Genomic DNA, 17,803 nt, shown 5'->3' on the forward strand with positions numbered 1-17,803 from the left:
GAACCGCCGCGTCAGCCGCTGACGACCACCGCGACCGGATCGGCACTGTGCCCGTCCAGGACGGGCCTGTCGCCCAACGGCCGCGTGAGGACGACCGTTGCGGTGCGGCGATGCCCGATGAGGAGGCATGACTCCTCGCCGAAGCCCAGGTTGAGCCGTTCGAGCAGACTTCGGGGTTTCCCCTCGAGAACCACCACCACGGCGCTTTCCGACTCGAACGCCTCCGCGTAGTAGTCGCGTTCGCACGGACCGTTTCCCGGCGCCTCGCCGACGAATTCCACGGTCAAGCGGGTGCCGCCCTCGACCGTCGAAGCGGATTCGACATTGGTCCCGATCAGGAACGGGCCCGACGGCGGCGGCCGGCCGCTGCCGTGCCGCGCCAGGATCTCCTCGGCGTGCCCGCGGAGCCCGACCCCCACGCCGCGATCCACCCACAGCCACCCGGCGAGGGCCATCGCCACGAGGGAAAGAGCGCCGGCCGCTACCGACAGGCGCTTGATCATCTTGGTTCTCGCGGGTGGCAGGGTCAGTCCGTATCTCCGCGGCGGTTGCGTTTGATCTGGGCGCGGCGCTTCTTCTCGCCGATGCGGCGCTCGACCGATCCGCGGGACGGCTTGGTCGGGCGGCGCTGGCGGGGCGGGGGCGCGATGGCCTCGCCGACCCGCATGGCGAGGCGGGCCTCGGCCGCCTCCCGGTTGCGCAGCTGGGAGCGGTGTTCGGACGCGGTGATGGTCAGCACGCCGTCGACCAGCCGGCTGCCGAGGCGCTCGACCGCCCGCTCCTTGAGCGCCGGCGAGAGCAGGCTGGAGGCCAGCAGGTTCCAGGACAGCTCGACCCGCGAGTCCGTGGTGTTCACGCCCTGGCCGCCGGGGCCGCTGGAGCGGGAGAACCGCCAGCTCAGCTCGGCCTCGGGGATGGCGAGGCCCGGCCGGATCAGCACGTCGGCCATGCGGCACCCCTCGCCGAGGGCAGCGGGGCACGCCGAGCGAGCGCCGCGGCCGTACCGGTCCGCTGCTTGCTCATCCGCACGTCATCCGCCATGTGGCACAGCATCGCACCCGCCCGGCCGCACCCGCCAGGCAGTTATTGGATCAAGAAACGGGGACGGGGCTGCGTGCGCTGGAGACCGTGGAGCCGATGCTGGCCAGGACCACGACGGCCACCCCGGCCACCGCCTTCAGGGACATGGCCTGTGACAGCAGGAGCCAGCCGGCCAGCGCCGCCACCGCCGGTTCCAGGCTCAGCAGGACGCCGAAGACCCGCTGCGGCAGCCGGCGCAGGGCCGACAGCTCGAGCGTGTACGGGATCACCGACGCCAGCAGGCACGTGCCCAGCGCGAGCAGCAGCAGGTGCGGCGAGGTCAGCGCCGCGGCGGCGCCGGCCAGCCCGCCGGGTACCAGCAGGACTGCGCCGGCGGTCATCGCCACGGCGAGGCCACCCTGACCGGGTACCGCCGCGCCGGCCCGGGTGCTCGCCAGGATGTACAGCGCCCAGAACACCGCCGCGATCAGCACGTACGTCACGCCCAGCGGGTCGAGGCCGGTGGCGTTCGGGCCGGTCCAGCCGAGCGTCGAGATGCCGGCCGCGGCCAGGGCCACCCAGATGAGGTCGCGGCCGCGCCGGGACAGCACCGCGGCCAGCGTCAGGGGGCCGAGGAACTCGATCGTCACCGCGATGCCGAGCGGGATCCGGGCGATGGCCGCGTAGAAGAAGCCGTTCATGCCGGCCAGCGCCGCGCCGAGCAGCAGCACCTCGCGCCACTGGTCGCGGCGCCAGGTCCGCACCGCCGGGCGGGCCAGCACCAGCAGCACGGCCGCCGCCATGGCGAGGCGCAGCAGGGTCGCGCCGGCGCTGCCCGTCGCCGGGAAGAGGTGGGCGGCCAGGGCCGCGCCGATCTGCAGGCTGGCGCAGGAGCCGAGGACCATGAGGACGGCGTTTCGCATGGCTCACACGTTCGCCCGGCGACCATTGATTCGTCCAGCGAATGTTTCTGAGCAATAATGATTAGCCATGCTGGACGTTCATCGGCTGCGGCTGCTCCGCGAGCTGGACCGGCGCGGCACCCTGGCCGCCGTGGCGCGGGCGCTCTCGTACAGTCCCTCGGCCATATCGCAGCAGCTCACGCAGCTTGAGGCCGAGACCGGCGCGACCCTGCTCGAGCACGTCGGCCGCGGCGTGCGGCTCACCGAGCAGGCTCGGATCCTGGTCCGGCACACCGAGGTGATCCTCGAGCGGCTCGAGCTCGCCGAGGCCGATCTGGCCCGGAGCATGACGGAGGTCACGGGCGGGCTGCGGGTCGCCTCGTTCCAGTCGGTGATGCTCGCGCTCGTGCCGTCCGCGCTGTCGTCGCTCGCCGCGCGGCATCCCGCGCTGCGCGTCCAGATCACCCAATGCGACGCCGCGGAGGCCATCGCCGGGCTGGTCGCGCACGACTTCGACCTGGTGCTCGGCGAGGAGTACCCGGGCCTGCCGCAGCCGCGGATGCCCGGCGTCGACGAGGAGGACCTCTCGTACGACGAGATGCGGTTCGCCGTGCCGCCCGACGGGCCGTGGAGCCGGGCCCGGCTCGCCGACCTGGCCGGGGCGCCGTTCGTCTTCGACCCCGCCGATCTCGCGCCCGGGCAGTGGGCGCGGAACATGTGCCGCGACGCCGGCTTCGAGCCCGACGTGCGGTTCGCCAGCGGCGACCTGCTGCTGCAGGTCCGGCTCGTGGAGACCGGGCACGCGGTCGCGTTCCTGCCCGATCTGCTCTGGACCGACCGCTCGCCGGGCACGGTGCGGCTGCACCACCTGCCCGGCCGTCCCCGGCGCCGGCTGTTCACCGCGGTGCGCGGCGGCGCCGGCGGGCAGCCCCGGATCCAAGTCTTCCGCGAGGCCCTGCGCGCCAGCGTCGCGACCGGGGAATGACCTGGGCCGATCTCATCAACTGAGCCCGAAAGCGTACCGAAGGAGCGGATCGACCTGCGAAGACGGGATACTGGACGCGGCGCCGCCGATGGGCGGGTGCCGCTACAGGGAGGTTGCGTGTCTGCTCAGCCCGCACCGGTCGCCGAGACCGGCTATCCGTGGCCCATCGAAACCGCGCGCCTGGACAACGGGCTGCGCATCGTCGTCAGCGAGGACAACAGCGCGCCCGTGGTGTGCGTGAACCTCTGGTACGACGTCGGCTCACGGCACGAACCCGCCGGACAGACCGGCTTCGCGCACCTCTTCGAGCACCTGATGTTCGAGGGCTCGCAGCACGTCGAGAAGACCGAGCACATGAAGCTGGTGCAGGGCTCGGGCGGCTCCCTCAACGCCACCACCAGCCCGGACCGGACGAACTACTTCGAGACGCTGCCGGCCGAGCACCTCGAGCTCGGCCTGTGGCTGGAGGCCGACCGGATGGGCGGCCTGGTGCCGGCGCTGACCCAGGAGACCCTGGACAACCAGCGCGAGGTGGTCAAGAACGAGCGCCGGCAGCGCTACGACAACGTGCCGTACGGCGACGCGTGGCTGCGCCTGCTGCCGCTGCTGTACCCCGAGGGGCACCCGTACCACCACGCGACGATCGGGTCGATGGAGGACCTGAACGCCGCCGGCCTGGACACCTTCAAGGCCTTCCACCAGCAGTACTACGCGCCGAACAACGCGGTGCTCACGGTGACCGGTGACGCCTCGCCGGCCACGGTCTTCGCCCTCGCCGAGAAGTACTTCGGCGCGATCGAGGCGGTGCCCGACATCCCGCCGGCGCCGCGCGGGCACCTGACCGGCGCGGCCGCCGAGCCGGTCGCCGAGACCGTTACCGGCAAGGTTCCGGCGCCGCGGGTCTACCTGTCGCACCGCACCCACCCGTTCGGCACGGCCGGATACGACGCCGTCACCGTGCTCGCCACCGTGCTGGGCAGCGGCCGCGGCAGCCGGCTCTACCAGCGGCTCGCCGACGGCGCCCGGATCGCCCAGCCCGACTACGTCGGCGCCTACGGCGTCGATCTCGCGCACGCGCCGGCGCCGCTGATCGTCACCGCCACCGCCAAGGACGGCGTCGACGCGGCGACGCTCACCGCCGGGGTCGCGGAGGTGCTGGACAGCATGGCGACCGAGCCGGTCACCGAGGCGGAGCTGGAGCGGGCCAAGGCCCTGCTGACCACCTCGTGGTGGCGGCAGATGTCCACTGTGGGTGGCCGTGCCGACACCCTCGGCCGCTATGCGACCCAGTTCGGCGACGCGGCCAGCGCCGCGTACCGGCTGCCGCAGCTGCTGGCCGTGACGGCGCAGGACGTCGCCGACGCCGCGCGCACGCTCGATCCGCAGTCCCGCGTGACCCTGACGTACCTGCCCGAGGAAGGAACCGAAGCATGAGCCTCGTCGCCACGCGACCCGGCCCGGGCGAGCCCCGCCCGTACGAGTTCCCGGCGATCCGGCGGGTCCAGGTCGCCGGCGGCGAGGTCGTCGCCGCGCACATGCCGGGCCAGTACCTGGCCACCGCCGCGCTGCTGCTCGACGCCGGCGGCGCCCGCGAGACCGCGGGCCGGGAGGGCACCGCGACCGTGCTCGCCAAGTGCCTCGAGGAGGGCACGGCGGCCCGGGACTCCGCGGCGTTCGCGCTGGCCCTCGAGGGCCTGGGCGCCGAGCTCTCCACGTCGGTGGACTGGGACGCGTTCCGCGTCGGCGTCTCCGTGCCGGCCGGCCTGCTGCCGCGGGCCGTCGCCCTGCTCGCGGAGGCGGCCCGGACCCCGCGCCTGGATCCGGCCGATGTCGCGCGGGTGCGCGACGACGAGGTGACCGGGCTGCGGATGGACTGGGCGCAGCCCGGCCCGCGGGCCGACGCCGCGCTGCGGCTGGACCTGTTCGGCACCGGCGAGCGGTACGCCCGCCCGCTGCACGGCGACCCCACCTCGGTGGCCGCCGTGACCCCCGAGGACGTGGCGGCGTTCCACGGCTCCTGGTTCTCCCGCGCCGGGGTGCTGCTGGTCGCGGGCGACCTCGAGCGGCTGGACCTGGCGGAGCTGGGTGCGCTCGCGTTCGCGGGCACGTCGGGTGCGCCGCTGACGCCGGCGCCGCCGCTGGAGGTCTCGGTCGGCACCGGCCGCCGGGTGCTGCTGGTCGACCGGCCCGGCTCGGTGCAGTCGACGCTGCGCCTCGGCCACCGGGCGCCGGAACGGGCACACCCGCAGTACGTGCCGCTGACCCTGGCGGCGACGGTGTTGGGCGGGGCGTTCACCTCCCGGCTCAACCACCTGATCCGCGAGGTGAAGGGCTACACCTACGGCATCCGCGCCGACTTCGCGATGACCCGGCGGTTCGGCCGGTTCGGCGTCAGCACCTCGGTGCAGACGGCGGTGACCGCGCCGGCGCTGGTCGACACGGTCGGCGAGATCACCCGAACCTGGCAGGACGGCGTGACCGAGGAGGAGCTCGAGGTGGCCCGGACCTGGCGGGCCGGGCAGCTCACGGTCGAGATGCAGACGCCGGGCGCGATCGCCAGTTCGCTGGCCACGCTGGTGGTGCACGGCCTGCCCGACGACTACTACGCGACGCTGCGGCAGGGCCTGCTCGGCGCCACGGTCGACGAGGTCTCGCTCGCCGCGCGGACGCACCTGCACCCGGACGGGCTGACCCTGGTCATCGAGGGTGACGCGGCGCTGATCCGCGAGGAGCTGGCGGCGACCGGCATCGGCGAGATCGTCACCGTGGAGGTCTGACCCCATCGCCTGCCGCCCTCGGATTGAAATTTTTTTCACCGAGGGCGGCGGGCGTATTGCCACGGGGTACCGGACGGGTTTCAATGGCGCCGACGCTCTCCTGCGAGAGCGCTCTCACCTCCGCGCTGGAGCCCGCCATGCCCACCAACTTCTCCACCGCCGCCGAGCCGTTCTCCCGGCGCGGGCTGCTCGTGCTGCCGGCCGCGAGCGCCGCGCCCCTGCGTGCCCCGGAGGCCGCGGCCGCCGCCGGCACCTGTCAGCCGCGGCACCTGGTGGACCGGGCCCTGGCCGGGCCGGCGGGCCGCGCGTACCACTACCTCGACGTGGTGCAGGACGCCTACGTCAAGGGCGGCGAGCCGCGCCTGCTGCAGAGCTACAACAACGAGAGCGGGCTGATGACGACCGCGTTCGTCTACGACAACGCGCTCGCGACCCTGGCCTACCTGGCGAACCCGACCGTCGCGAACGTGCGCCGGGCCCGGCTCATCGGCGACGCCCTGCTCTGGGCGCAGGCCAGCGACGAGGCGTACTCCGACGGGCGCCTGCGGCAGGCGTACGCGGCGGGCCCGATGGTCTTCTACGGCGGCGGGCCCGCCTACCCCGGCCTCAGGCGCGCGGACGGCAAGGCGGCGTACCTGCGGCCGTACGGCTTCGGCGGCTCCTCGACCGGCGACATGGCGTGGGTGGCCCTCGCGCTGGCGCAGCTGTACGCCGACACCCGGATCGCCAAGTACCTCGACGGCGCCGTCGCGCTCGGGCACTGGATCGCGGCCCGGGAGTCGCCGTACCGCTACGGCGGCTACCACGGCGGCGTGCAAAGCGACGGCGAGACCGCGCAGAACTGGGCGTCGACCGAGCACAACATCGACGCGTACGGGCTCTTCACGCTGCTGGCCAAGCTGACCAGGGACCGGCGCTGGACCGCCCGGGCCGCGGTCGCGGAGCATTTCGTACGGGCCATGTGGCACCACGCGGGCTGGCTCTGCACCGGCACGCTCGGCGGCGAGGGCGAGGACCCGAACCAGATCAACCTCGGCAACATCCCGGAGGACGCGCAGACCTGGGCGCTGCTGAGCATCGGCGACCCGCAGCACCGCGGCGCCGTCGACTGGGTCACCGGAAACCTGTGGAACACCGACGGGGCCGTCTCCGGCGTGACCTACAGCAGCCAGGCCAAGCTCATCGCCGGCGACGTCTCCGGCAGCACCGTCGCGAGCAGCCGCGACGCCGTCTGGCTGGAGGGCAACGGGCACGCGGCCCTGGCGCTGCTGCGGCGCGGCGGGCGCGGCGACGCGGCGCTGGCCCGGCGGCTGCTGTCACAGACGGTGATCGCGCAGGAGAGCCTCGGCGCCGGGCAGACGGTGGGCCGGACCGCCGACCCCGGCGACGGCCGGCTGCGCGACCCGGCCGAGGGCGGCACCTGGACCGGGACGCCGCTGCCGGCCCGCTCGGGCATCGTGGCGGCCACCGGCCCGCTCGAGACCGGCTTCGACTTCGGCTACTTCGCCCGCCAGCACGTCGGCGCGACGTCCTGGTTCCTGATGGCCGCGCAGAACTTCAACCCTTACCGATGATGTGACATGGCCCCGCTTCGCTCGGTGACGGTGGCGTCGGGCGGATAGCGTCGCCGCCATGACGATCGCCACCGCCACCCCCGAGACGAAACCGGTCCGGGGGCGGGTCCGGCGGGTCGCCTGGCCGCTGCTGCTCTGGCTGCTCGTGCTGCCCGGCGCGGCCTGGGCGCTGCTGCGCCTCGGCGGCTGGGAGCAGGGCCTGATGGTGCAGCTCTTCGCGTTCACCCCGTACGTCGCGGCGTGGTCGGTGGTGCCGGTGATCGCGGCGCTGGCCACCCGGCGCGGGGTGGCGGCGACCGTCGCGGCGGTGACCCTCGCGGTCTTCGCGATGGTGACGCTGCCCCGGGCGGTCGCCGACGGCGACCGCGGGCCGCGGGGCGGCGTCGCGCTGCACGTGATGACGTCGAACATGCTCTTCGGCAACGCGGACGCGGCGGAGATCGTCCGGCTGGTCCGGGCCAACGCCGTCTCGGTGCTCGCGCTGCAGGAGTTCAGCCCGGGCGCGCAGGCCCGGCTGGCCGAGGCCGGGCTCGGCGACCTGCTGCCCTACTCCTCGCTCGCCCCCGAGTACGGCGCGGGCGGCTCCGGCCTCTACTCCCGCTTCCCGATCACCAACCCGGGCGTCCGGCGCAACGGCGGCGGCTTCAACCAGGCGTACGGCACGATCCAGGCGCCGGGTGCCGGCGCGGTCGTGGTGGAGTCGGCGCATCCGCTGGCACCGTACGCGGTCGAGGTCCTGGATGACTGGCGCGACGACCTGAACGCGGAGCCGCGCGCCGACCTGAAGGGTGTGCCCCGGATCCTGCTCGGCGACTTCAACTCGACGCTCGACCACGCGCCGCTGCGCGACCTGATCGACAGCGGGTACCGCGACGCGGCCGACGCCGACGGCGCGGGCCTGACCGGAACGTGGGGACCGTACGACGGCGACCCGCTGCCGCCGGTGACGATCGACCACGTCCTGGCCGACAAGCGCCTCGGCATCGGCCCGGTGAGCGTGCACGACGTCACGGGCAGCGACCACCGGGCCATCCTGGCCGAGATCAGGATCCCGGCCGCCTGAGCTGGGGAACCCCGGTCAGGCCGCCGCCGTGGTGTTGGCCAGGCCGTAGGTGAGCGCGTCGGTGAGCGCCTTCCAGCTCGCCTCGACGACGTTCTCGTGCACCCCGACGGTGGTCCACTCGCGGTGGCCGTCGCTGGTCTCCACCAGGACGCGGGTGATCGCGTTTGAGCCGTGCGAGCCCTCCAGGATGCGCACCTTGTAGTCGGCCAGCTCGAACGACCTCAGCTCCGGGTAGTGCTTGAGGAGCGCGACGCGCAGCGCCTCGTCCAGCGCGTTGACCGGGCCGTTGCCCTCGGCGGTCGCGATGATCCGCTCGCCGCGTACCCGGACCTTGACGGTCGCCTCGGAGACCACCGAGCCGTCCTCGCGGTGCTCGACCTGCACCCGGTACGACTCGAGGGCGAACGGCCGCACGAAGTCCTCGCCGGGCAGCTCGCTGCGTACCAGAAGCTCGAAGGACGCGTCGGCGGCCTCGAAGGACCAGCCGCCCGCCTCCAGGTCCTTGACCTTGCGGGTCACCGACGTGAGGGTGTCCGGGTGGCCGGCCAGTTCCAGCCCGAGCTCGCGGCTCTTGAGCTCGATGCTGGCCCGGCCGGCCATCTCGGTAACCAGGATCCGCATGTCGTTCCCGACGACCGCCGGGTCCACGTGGTTGTAGAGCAGCGGATCCACCTTGATCGCGCTCGCGTGCAGCCCCGCCTTGTGAGCGAAAGCCGCGGCACCGACGTAGGCCTGGTGGGTGTCGGGTGCGATGTTGGCGATCTCGGCGAGCGCGGTCGACACCCGCGTCGCCTGCTCGAGGCAGCCGTCCGGTAGGACCTTCAGCCCGAGTTTGAGTTGCAGGTTGCTGACGACGGCGAACAGGTCGGCGTTGCCGGGCCGCTCGCCGTAGCCGTTGGCCGTGCACTGGAAGTGTTCGACGCCCGCCTCGACGGCGGCGACGGTGTTGGCGACCGCGCAGGAGGTGTCGTTCTGGCAGTGGATGCCGAGCCGGTCGGGGGTGACACCGGTGCGCCGCACGACGTCCTGGATCGCGGCGGTGATCATCGACGGGAGCATGCCGCCGTTGGTGTCGCACATGACGACGCGCTCGGCGCCGGCCTCGAACGCGGCCTTGACCACGGAGGCGGTGTATTCGGGGTCGTAGCGGAAGCCGTCGAAGAAGTGCTCGCAGTCGACGAACGCGCGCCGGCCGTTCGCGACCAGGTGGGTGACGGTGTCGCGGACCATCGCGAGGTTCTCCTCGCCGGTGGTGCGCAGCGCCCGCTCGACGTGCCGGATGTCGGACTTGGCGACCACGCACACGACCGGCGTCTCGGCGTCCAGCAGGGCCTGCACCTGCGGGTCCGTCTTGACGTCGACGTTGGCCTTGCGGGTCGCACCGAACGCGACAAGCAGGGCGTGCTTCAGGTCAAGCTCCTTGCGGGCCCGCGCGAAGAACTCGGTGTCCTTGGGCATCGCGCCCGGCCAGCCGCCCTCGATGAAGCCGACCCCGAACTCGTCCAGCAGCCGGGCGACTGCCAGTTTGTCGGCGACCGAGTAGCTGATGCCCTCGCGCTGGGCGCCGTCGCGCAACGTCGTGTCGAACACCTGGTAGGTCATGAGCGGGGTTCCTTTCCGAAGACTGACGACCCAACAAAAAGACCCCCCGCGGATGCGGGAGGTCTGCACGTCGGCGAAAGGTCAGCCGGCGCGCTAGGTGCGAATAATCAGCACGAGGTGGGTCACGCAGAGCAGCATGCCACGCACGGCATCGGCATGTGGCCAGAATCCACAGGCTGAGACGGCGGCGTTACCGGGCGGGACGGAGAGAATCGACGGGGCCCGTTAGGTTGAAGGGGTGGCCGACGAATACCCGCGCACGCTGACGTTCTCCTCCAGCTACAACTTCCGCGACATCGGGGGCTACGCCGGCCTCGACGACCGGACGGTGCGCTGGCGGCGCATCTTCCGCGCGGACTCCCTGCACCGCCTGCGGGGCGACGACCTCGAGACCTTCCGCGAGCTGGGCGTCCGGACGGTCATCGACCTGCGCCGGGTCTTCGAGGTCGAGGCGCACGGCCGGGTGCCGGAGGCCGACGGGCTGGCCTACCACAACCTGGTGGTCGAGCACGTGGACTGGGAGACGATCGCGCCCTCGCTGCCGCACGAGCGCTGGCTGGCCGACCGCTACCTCAACTTCGCGGAGGACGGCCAGGCCGGGCTGGCGGCGGCGCTGAGCCTGATCGCCGACCCGGGCGCGGCGCCGGCGGTCGTGCACTGCATGGCCGGCAAGGACCGTACGGGCGTGGTCTGCGCGCTCACGCTGTCGCTGCTCGGGGTGTCCGACGCGGACATCGCCGCGGACTACGCGCTGACCGAGGTCGCGATGGCCTCGCTGACCGACTACCTGCTGCGGTCGAAGCCGGAGCTGGTCCAGGACAAGTACCACATGTTCGACTGCCCGCAGGACGCCATGCTGCTCTTCCTGAGCGACCTGCGGGACCGGCACGGCTCGGTGGAGAAGTACGTCCGCGAGATCGGGATCAGCGCCGGGCAGATCGCGGCGCTGCGCGACCACCTGCTGACCCCTGGCTGACGGCCGCCCCAAGCGGCGCGGCCGTCAGCCAGGGCCTCAGAGGACCTTGTGCACCCAGCCGAACGGGTCGGCGGCGCGGCCGCGCTGGATGTCCGACAGCTCCTGGCGCAGCGCCATCGTGACCTCGCCCGAGCCGCCGTCCGCGACGGTGAACTCGCCGTCCGGGTGGCGGACCGTGCCGATCGGCGTGATCACCGCGGCGGTGCCGCAGGCGAACGCCTCGCGGATCCGGCCCGACGCGGCGCCGTCGCGCCACTCGTCGAAGCTGACCGCGCGCTCCTCGACCCGGCGGCCGGCCCGCTGGGCCAGCTTGAGGATCGAGTCGCGGGTGATGCCCGGCAGGATCGTGCCGGTCAGCGGCGGCGTGACCAGCGAGCCGTCGTCCTGCACGAAGACGATGTTCATCCCGCCGAGCTCGTCGACGTACCGGCGCTCGACCGCGTCCAGGTAGACCACCTGGTCGCAGCCGTGCTCGATCGCCTCGGCCTGCGCGGACAGGCCGGCGGCGTAGTTGCCGCCGCACTTGGCCGCGCCGGTGCCGCCGGGCGCCGCGCGGGTGTAGTCCGGGGTGATCCACACGGTGACCGGCTTGACGCCGCCGCTGAAGTAGGCGCCGACCGGCGAGGCGATCACCAGGTAGAGGTACTCCATCGCCGGGCGCACGCCGAGGAAGACCTCACTGGCGTAGGCGAACGGCCGCAGGTAGAGGCTGCCCTCGTCGCCCTGCGGTATCCACTTCCGGTCGATCGAGATGATCTGGCGCAGGGACTCCAGGAACGCGGCCTGCGGCACCGACGGCATCGCCATCCGCTGCGCGGACTGGTTGAAGCGGGCGGCGTTCGCGTCCGGGCGGAACAGCGCCACGCCGCCGTCCGGCGTGGTGTAGGCCTTCAGGCCCTCGAAGATCTCCTGCGCGTAGTGCAGCACGGCCGACGCCGGGTCCATCGGGATCGGCGCGCGCGCCTCCACCCGCGGCTCGTACCAGCCCTTACCTTCCGCGTAGCGAATGGTGACCATGTGATCGGTGAAGATCCGGCCGAAGCCCGGGTTGCTGAGCCTCGTGGCGCGCTCCGCGTCGCTTACGGGCGCCGGATTCGGACGGATCTCGAAGTCGAGGTTGTCACCACCACCCATGGCAGTTGACCTGCTTTCTGTCACGAAGAATGAAGAGGTAGCACCCGCAGTGCTCCATGAACTTACCCCGAACGGTCGTTCACCGACGACCATCGGATGTGCGCCATCGCCCGCCGGCCTGAGGAGGCTACGGCGGGTGGCGGGAGGGTGTTGGATCAGGCGACCGCGGCGGCGGCGACCCGGTCCCCGACCTCGGCGGTACGCAGCGGCGCGCCCGGTGCACGGGACGCGACCTCGGCCGCGACCGCCTCGGATACTCGGCGGGCCTCGTCGGCGTGCCCGAGGTGCTCGAGCAGCATCGACGCGGAGAGGATGGCGGCCGCCGGGTCGGCGATGCCCTGGCCGGCGATGTCCGGCGCCGAGCCGTGCACCGGCTCGAAGGTCGAGGGGTACTTGCGCTCCGGGTTGACGGAGCCGCTGGCGGCCATGCCGATGCCGCCGGTCACGGCAGCGGCGATGTCGGTGAGGATGTCACCGAAGAGGTTGTCGGTAACCACCACGTCGAAGCGCTGCGGGTTGCTCACCAGGAACATGCTCGCGGCGTCGACGTGCTGGTATTCCGTGGTCACGTCGGGGAACTCGGCGGCGACGGCGGCGAAGGTGCGCGCCCAGAGCCCGCCCGCGTGGGTGAGCACGTTGGTCTTGTGCACGAGGGTGAGGTGGCGGCGCTCGCGGCGCCGCGCCCGGGCGAACGCGTCGCGGACGACCCGCTCGACGCCGTGCCGCGTGTTCAGGCTCTCCTCGGTGGCGATCTCGGCGGGGGTGTCGCGGTGCAGGACGCCGCCGGCGCCGACGTAGAGGCCCTCGGTGCCCTCGCGGACCACGACCATGTCGATCTCGCCGGGCTTGATGCCGGCCAGCGGGCTGGTCGTGCCGGGCCAGAGCCGGGACGGGCGCAGGTTGACGTACTGGTCGAAGTCGAAGCGGAGCTTGAGCAGCAGCCCGCGCTCGAGGATGCCCGGCGGGACGCTGGGGTCGCCGATGGCGCCGAGCAGGATGGCGTCGTGCGCCGCCAGCTCGTCCTCGATGGCCTGCGGCAGGACCTCGCCGGTGCGGTTGTAGAAGCGGGCGCCCAGGTCGTAGTCGTCGAACTCCACGTCCGGGAGCACGGCCTCGATCACCTTGCACGCCTGCGCGGTCACCTCGGTTCCGATGCCGTCTCCGGCCACCACCGCGATCCGCGCCACCGCCACGTCAACTCCCTCACTAGTTGCGACCCGTCGACAGTAGCCCTTGTCCCGTTCTCTGGCACGACGGTCCCACACTGTGGGTGAGCAGTCGTTAAGGGCGCAAACGCGAACAACCCCCGCCGATCGCGGCAACGATCGCGGGGGCTGTCACGACAGGTACGCGTGGCTCGCGTCCGCCGGGGGTGCATCCACCGCACGGAGCGACCACGGAAGTGTCACCCGAAGACACGCCCGCGTAGCCCGCGCGGCAGGACCAACGCTAGCGATGCGGACTAATGTCGCGCAAGACGCATCCCCCGCGTGTCGCGGCGACAACTGAGTCGGTTGGCCGACGGTATGGCACCATGCGCGCGTGAGTTTCGACCTCGTGGTGTGGGCCCTGAACAACACGGACACGCCTGATGACGTGCGCGCCGCCAACGACCGGTGCGTCCGTGGTGAGCACCCCCAGCGGCCCGCAGACCCCCGCGTCGTCGCCTTCTATGACGCCCTGACCAGCCATTATCCCGACCGTGGCCCGGGCGCGACGCAGTCCGGCTCGCCGTGGGCCGCTACCCCGCTGCACGCCGCCGCGGACCACATTCAGATGCGCCTGGACGAGAACTGCTCCGACGTGGTGCTGGAGATGATCGAGCGGCTCGCCGGCGAGCACGGCCTCGACCTGCTCGACCTGCAGGACGGGACCGTGTATCCCCCGCCGGTCAAGTCCCGCTAGTCCTCGTCCCGCAGGTCCACGACGCTGCCCTTGGCGGTGCCGACCGCCGCCGCGACCGACGCGAACAGCTCGGCATCCACCCAGGAGTCGACGGTCAGCGCCATCAGCGCCTCGCCGCCCGCCTCCCGCCGGGCCACCTGCATCGCGGCGATGTTGACGCCCGCCTCGCCCAGGATCGTGCCGAGGGCGCCGACCATGCCGGGCCGGTCCGAGTAGCGGAAGAACAGCAGCACGCCGCCGGCGTCCATCTCCAGGTCGAACCCGTCGACCTGGGTGAGCCGGCGGGCCTCGCGGGTGGTGCCGAGGCCGGTGACGGTGCCGGCCACGCTCACGGTGCGCCCGTCCGGCAGCGCGCCCCGCACGGTCACCAGGTTGTGGTGGTCGGAGACCTCGTGGTCGACGACCAGCTCCACCTCGACGCCGCGGTCGGCCGCGAGCTGCGGCGCGTTGACGTAGGTGACCTGCTCCTCCACCACCGAGGTGAAGAGCCCCTTGGTCGCGGCGAGCTTGAGCACCGCGACGTCGTGCGACACGATCTCGCCGTGCACCTCGACGGTCACGCTCGCCGCGACTCCACCCGCGACCGCGGTGAAGACCTTGCCGAGCTTCTCGGCGAGCGCGAGCAGCGGCCGCACGTCCTCGTCGACCACGCCGCCGGCCTGCACGTTCACCGCGTCGGGCACGAACTCGCCCTGCAGCGCCAGCTTGACGCTGCGGGCCACCGACAGGCCGGCCTTGTCCTGCGCCTCGGCGGTCGAGGCGCCCAGGTGCGGGGTCACCACCACGTTGTCGAAGGCGAACAGCGGCGATTCGGTGGTCGGCTCGGAGACGAACACGTCGATGCCGGCGCCGGCGACGCGGCCCTCGGCCAGCGCCTCGGCAAGTGCCCGCTCGTCGATCAGGCCACCCCGGGCCGCGTTGACGATCCGCACGCCGGGCTTGACCGTGGCCAGCTCCTTCTCCCCGATCAGGCCCATCGTCTCCGGGGTACGCGGCAGGTGCACCGAGATGAAGTCGCTCTCCCGCAGCAGCTCGTCGAGCCCGACCAGCCGCACGCCGAGCTGCGCGGCCCGGGCCGGCTGGATGTACGGGTCGAAGGCGATCAGCCGGGTGCCGAACGCGGCCATCCGCTGCGCGAAGAGCACGCCGATGCGGCCCAGCCCGACCACGCCGACGGTCTTGCCCTGCACCTCGACGCCGGTGTACCGCTTCCGCTTCCACTCGCCGCTCTTGAGCGAGGTGCTGGCGCTCGCCGTGTGCCGGGCGACGGCGAGCAGCAGCGCGATCGCCTGCTCCGCGGCCGAGACGATGTTGGAGGTCGGCGCGTTGACGACCATGACGCCGCGGGCGGTGGCGGCGGGCACGTCGACGTTGTCCAGGCCGACGCCCGCGCGGGCGATGACCTTCAGGCGCGGGGCCGCGGCGACCGCCTCGGCGTCGACCTGGGTGGCGCTGCGGACGATGATCGCGTCCGCGTCGGCGAGGGCCGCGAGCAGCGTCGCGCGGTCGGTGCCGTCGACGTGGCGGACGTCGAAATCGTGCGCCAGAACGTCGATGGCGGCGGGGGCCAGTTCCTCAGCGATCAGTACTACGGGAGTCATATGTCTCCACAGTTTGTCTCGCGGGCGGGGCCGGCCGGCCGGACCTTTCCGGCGATCCTAGGCGGATCGGCGACCGGGGCGGGACGTCATCGTATGGTGACCGGCGTCACAAGTGTGAAATCGTCCCGCGTCTCAGGGGACACCCGGCGACCCGGGTTGCCGATAGCCTCCTCGGCATGGCTGAAGCCTCCACCGACGCCGGGGAAACCGACGAGGACCTCGGACCCACCCTCCCCGAGCCGCCGCGCCGGGTGCCCTTCGCCGTCGCGGTCACCGCGTCACTGCTCGGCGTCGTCGCGCTGACGCTGCTGATCGGGGCGGTGCTGACCCTGACCGCGAACTCGTACTACTACGACGGCGTCGGAGAGGCGACGGCCGAGGGGCTGGCGACCGCCGGGCTCGCCGTGGGCGCCGCCGTCGTCGCCGCGGTCGCGTGGTCCATGGTGCGCAACGGCAACTCGGTCGGGCCGATGGTGGTCGGCGGCCTGGTCCTGCTGACCGGGCTGATCTTCCTGGTCAGCGCGGTGGCCGCCGACTCGGACACCGACGGCCTGCGGATCGGCGTCCTCGCGCTGGTGCTGGGCCTCGGCGTCCTGCTCGCCCCGATGTTCGGACAGGGCCCGGCCTACCTGGCCGCCCGCCGGGTGTGGGCGAAGGCCGAGCGGGACTGGCTGCAGGGCCTGGCCACGCCGGCCGGCCCGCAGGTGCAGTGGCCCGTCCAATACCCGCCGCCGCAGTACCAGTACCCGCCGCAGCCGCCGGGCCATCCGTGGCCCGGACCGCCGGCGCAGTACCAGGCCTGGCCCGCCGCCCCGCCGGCGCCGCAGGACAAGCCGCAGCCCTAGGGTCTGTTCAGCCGGCCGGCAGCGGGATCGAGTCCCGCTCGATCGGCGGCGCGGCGGGGTAGCCCGACAACGCGCGGCCGTCGAACTGGCGGAAGCTGAGCGCCTCGGCCTCCAGCCCGTCGTAGAGCAGCTCCAGGTCGAGGCCGCCGACGGGCGGGTAGACCCGCTCGCGCGGCGGCTCCTGGCCGATCTCCAGCGCGCCCTGCGACACCATGAAGTCGATGATCGCCCGGCGCACCGCGGGCAGGGTCACCGGCGAGTGGTAGACGACGTTCAGGGCCTGCATCCGCATGCCCTGCACATGCTCCTCGCCCTTGTTGTCGTGGAAGTGCGGGTTGCGGGTCTCGATCTGCAACACCGGCACCGAGCAGCTCATGACGTCCGGGCTGTCGGACTCCAACACCCCGCCGAACTGCTCGAAGAGGTCCATGAACTCGTACGGCTCGACGGCGAAGCCGCCGGCCAGCCGCAGCTTGAGGCCCAGGTCGAGGCTCATCGCGTGCTCGCCGGCGTTGCCAGTCGCGATCACCTCGGTGCCGAAGCCGGAATACTCGGCGAGGAAGCGATTGAGCCACTCGTTGGTGATCTCCGAGCTGCGGCCGCGGCGGCTGAAGAACAGCCGGCCGTCGCGCAGCTTCGGTTTGGAGTGCCAGAAGATCCGGACCATCGCGTACGGGCTGTCGGCCAGGTGCAGCCCGGCGGCGTACGCCTTGCAGTACTCGTGGACGGCGCCCGGCACGTAGTTGTCGGCGTCCACGTAGCCCACGTAGCGGCGGCCGGTCATCGCGGCCAGGGCCATGCCGATCAGCATCGCCTCGCCCTTGCCGGAACGGACCAGGCCGTCCTCGCCGATCAGTTCCTCCATACCCGCGGCCTTGAATGCGGCCGCTAGTCCGGGGTCTTTCTGATGGACGCTGACCGCGGACCGGCCGGCCAGGCGGCAGAACTGCTCGAGCGTCTGCGCCTCGCTCTCGTATAGGTTCACCGGCAGCTTGTCGCTGTTGGAGACCAACACAATGAGACAGTCGTGTGGAATTCCGGAGAGTACTCCTTCGACGACGCTTCGCGTCTCATTCATGCAGGGGACCACGATTACCATTTGCGACTCGACGGCGCGTAATGCTTCGGACGGCACGACCCGACTACCAGCCGAAAGACTGGGCTGGCCGGCATCCTGCTCGGCGCTCGAGTCAAGCTCGATCACCCTCTGCAGCTCATGAATCCGGACCGCGCCGAAGCGCTCACTCCGGAAAGAATCAGCCAGTCGCATACCGGGAATGTACCGCCTACCGTCGGCCCGGCGGCGTCCGAACAGTACACATTTCTATGACGACGCCGTTTCGGTAAGCGGGAGGTAACGCCGACGTTTCAGGTAGTCGATTGCTCACGTAAAAACGCCGGGCCGGCGGCCTTGCGGCG

Annotated in this window: 16 protein-coding genes; 8 read left to right on the forward strand and 8 right to left on the reverse strand. The window is 72.2% G+C overall.

What is annotated here, in order from left to right:
• Positions 1 to 11: 11 nt before the first annotated feature.
• From ACIBSW_RS01970 to ACIBSW_RS01980, 3 genes are all read right to left on the reverse strand, one after another.
• Positions 12 to 503 (reverse strand): hypothetical protein, encoded by a 492-nt coding sequence (locus ACIBSW_RS01970; RefSeq protein ID WP_354726076.1) that lies wholly within the window; start codon positions 501 to 503, stop codon positions 12 to 14.
• Between the two features lie 23 nt (positions 504 to 526).
• Positions 527 to 949 (reverse strand): alternative ribosome rescue aminoacyl-tRNA hydrolase ArfB, encoded by a 423-nt coding sequence (gene arfB / locus ACIBSW_RS01975; RefSeq protein ID WP_354726074.1) that lies wholly within the window; start codon positions 947 to 949, stop codon positions 527 to 529.
• 142 nt (positions 950 to 1,091) lie between these two features.
• Positions 1,092 to 1,943 (reverse strand): EamA family transporter, encoded by an 852-nt coding sequence (locus ACIBSW_RS01980; RefSeq protein ID WP_354726072.1) that lies wholly within the window; start codon positions 1,941 to 1,943, stop codon positions 1,092 to 1,094.
• A gap of 67 nt (positions 1,944 to 2,010) precedes the next feature.
• Here ACIBSW_RS01980 and ACIBSW_RS01985 point away from each other — a divergent pair, with 67 nt between their 5' ends.
• From ACIBSW_RS01985 to ACIBSW_RS02005, 5 genes are all read left to right on the forward strand, one after another.
• Positions 2,011 to 2,907 carry a LysR substrate-binding domain-containing protein gene (locus ACIBSW_RS01985; RefSeq protein WP_354726070.1) on the forward strand — a complete coding sequence of 299 codons (897 nt, stop codon included), beginning with the start codon at positions 2,011 to 2,013 and terminating at the stop codon, positions 2,905 to 2,907.
• A gap of 117 nt (positions 2,908 to 3,024) precedes the next feature.
• Complete coding sequence (locus ACIBSW_RS01990; RefSeq protein ID WP_354726068.1) at positions 3,025 to 4,341, forward strand: pitrilysin family protein; 1,317 nt, start codon at positions 3,025 to 3,027, stop codon at positions 4,339 to 4,341.
• Positions 4,338 to 5,684, forward strand: coding sequence for a pitrilysin family protein (locus ACIBSW_RS01995; protein ID WP_354726066.1), 1,347 nt, complete (start codon positions 4,338 to 4,340; stop codon positions 5,682 to 5,684). The genes ACIBSW_RS01990 and ACIBSW_RS01995 overlap by 4 nt, the downstream gene beginning before the upstream one ends.
• An 83-nt stretch (positions 5,685 to 5,767) precedes the next feature.
• Entirely contained in the window at positions 5,768 to 7,258 is a 1,491-nt protein-coding gene (locus ACIBSW_RS02000; RefSeq protein ID WP_354726064.1) for a hypothetical protein, read from the forward strand.
• A gap of 58 nt (positions 7,259 to 7,316) precedes the next feature.
• Positions 7,317 to 8,321, forward strand: a complete 1,005-nt coding sequence (locus tag ACIBSW_RS02005; protein WP_354726062.1) for an endonuclease/exonuclease/phosphatase family protein — start codon at positions 7,317 to 7,319, stop codon at positions 8,319 to 8,321.
• A 15-nt stretch (positions 8,322 to 8,336) separates the two neighbouring features.
• Here the strand turns inward: ACIBSW_RS02005 and cimA are convergent, their stop codons facing one another.
• Complete coding sequence (gene cimA, locus ACIBSW_RS02010; RefSeq protein WP_354726060.1) at positions 8,337 to 9,923, reverse strand: citramalate synthase; 1,587 nt, start codon at positions 9,921 to 9,923, stop codon at positions 8,337 to 8,339.
• A 238-nt stretch (positions 9,924 to 10,161) separates the two neighbouring features.
• Between cimA and ACIBSW_RS02015 the strand changes: the two genes are divergently transcribed.
• Positions 10,162 to 10,899, forward strand: coding sequence for a tyrosine-protein phosphatase (locus ACIBSW_RS02015; protein ID WP_354726058.1), 738 nt, complete (start codon positions 10,162 to 10,164; stop codon positions 10,897 to 10,899).
• A 36-nt stretch (positions 10,900 to 10,935) separates the two neighbouring features.
• On the opposite strand, the gene ACIBSW_RS02020 is transcribed toward ACIBSW_RS02015, so the two are convergent.
• Positions 10,936 to 12,033, reverse strand: coding sequence for a branched-chain amino acid aminotransferase (locus tag ACIBSW_RS02020; protein ID WP_354723406.1), 1,098 nt, complete (start codon positions 12,031 to 12,033; stop codon positions 10,936 to 10,938).
• Between the two features lie 155 nt (positions 12,034 to 12,188).
• Positions 12,189 to 13,220 carry a 3-isopropylmalate dehydrogenase gene (locus tag ACIBSW_RS02025; protein ID WP_354723414.1) on the reverse strand — a complete coding sequence of 344 codons (1,032 nt, stop codon included), beginning with the start codon at positions 13,218 to 13,220 and terminating at the stop codon, positions 12,189 to 12,191.
• A 355-nt stretch (positions 13,221 to 13,575) separates the two neighbouring features.
• Between ACIBSW_RS02025 and ACIBSW_RS02030 the strand changes: the two genes are divergently transcribed.
• Positions 13,576 to 13,938 (forward strand): hypothetical protein, encoded by a 363-nt coding sequence (locus tag ACIBSW_RS02030; protein WP_354723404.1) that lies wholly within the window; start codon positions 13,576 to 13,578, stop codon positions 13,936 to 13,938.
• Here ACIBSW_RS02030 and serA read toward each other — a convergent pair.
• A complete protein-coding gene (gene serA / locus ACIBSW_RS02035; RefSeq protein ID WP_354723402.1) occupies positions 13,935 to 15,539 on the reverse strand; it encodes a phosphoglycerate dehydrogenase in 1,605 nt (534 codons plus the stop codon). The two genes, ACIBSW_RS02030 and serA, sit on opposite strands and share 4 nt — an antisense overlap.
• A gap of 176 nt (positions 15,540 to 15,715) precedes the next feature.
• On the opposite strand from serA, the gene ACIBSW_RS02040 reads away from it, so the two are divergent.
• Entirely contained in the window at positions 15,716 to 16,384 is a 669-nt protein-coding gene (locus ACIBSW_RS02040) for a hypothetical protein (RefSeq protein WP_354723400.1), read from the forward strand.
• Between the two features lie 7 nt (positions 16,385 to 16,391).
• Here the strand turns inward: ACIBSW_RS02040 and mpgS are convergent, their stop codons facing one another.
• Positions 16,392 to 17,654, reverse strand: a complete 1,263-nt coding sequence (gene mpgS, locus ACIBSW_RS02045; protein WP_354723398.1) for a mannosyl-3-phosphoglycerate synthase — start codon at positions 17,652 to 17,654, stop codon at positions 16,392 to 16,394.
• Positions 17,655 to 17,803: the final 149 nt, after the last annotated feature.

Origin of the sequence: Actinoplanes sp. NPDC049668 (assembly GCF_044465445.1) — a bacterium.
In the GTDB taxonomy this organism is placed as follows: Bacteria; Actinomycetota; Actinomycetes; order Mycobacteriales; family Micromonosporaceae; genus Actinoplanes.

Coding starts and splice junctions, on each gene's coding strand:
- ACIBSW_RS01970 (WP_354726076.1), bottom strand. CDS start 503: ATGATCAAGCGCCTGTCGGTAGCGGCCGGCGCTCTTTCCCTCGTGGCG.
- arfB (WP_354726074.1), bottom strand. CDS start 949: ATGGCCGACGTGCTGATCCGGCCGGGCCTCGCCATCCCCGAGGCCGAG.
- ACIBSW_RS01980 (WP_354726072.1), bottom strand. CDS start 1,943: ATGCGAAACGCCGTCCTCATGGTCCTCGGCTCCTGCGCCAGCCTGCAG.
- ACIBSW_RS01985 (WP_354726070.1), top strand. CDS start 2,011: ATGCTGGACGTTCATCGGCTGCGGCTGCTCCGCGAGCTGGACCGGCGC.
- ACIBSW_RS01995 (WP_354726066.1), top strand. CDS start 4,338: ATGAGCCTCGTCGCCACGCGACCCGGCCCGGGCGAGCCCCGCCCGTAC.
- ACIBSW_RS02000 (WP_354726064.1), top strand. CDS start 5,768: ATGGCGCCGACGCTCTCCTGCGAGAGCGCTCTCACCTCCGCGCTGGAG.
- ACIBSW_RS02005 (WP_354726062.1), top strand. CDS start 7,317: ATGACGATCGCCACCGCCACCCCCGAGACGAAACCGGTCCGGGGGCGG.
- cimA (WP_354726060.1), bottom strand. CDS start 9,923: ATGACCTACCAGGTGTTCGACACGACGTTGCGCGACGGCGCCCAGCGC.
- ACIBSW_RS02020 (WP_354723406.1), bottom strand. CDS start 12,033: ATGGGTGGTGGTGACAACCTCGACTTCGAGATCCGTCCGAATCCGGCG.
- serA (WP_354723402.1), bottom strand. CDS start 15,539: ATGACTCCCGTAGTACTGATCGCTGAGGAACTGGCCCCCGCCGCCATC.
- ACIBSW_RS02040 (WP_354723400.1), top strand. CDS start 15,716: ATGGCTGAAGCCTCCACCGACGCCGGGGAAACCGACGAGGACCTCGGA.
- mpgS (WP_354723398.1), bottom strand. CDS start 17,654: ATGCGACTGGCTGATTCTTTCCGGAGTGAGCGCTTCGGCGCGGTCCGG.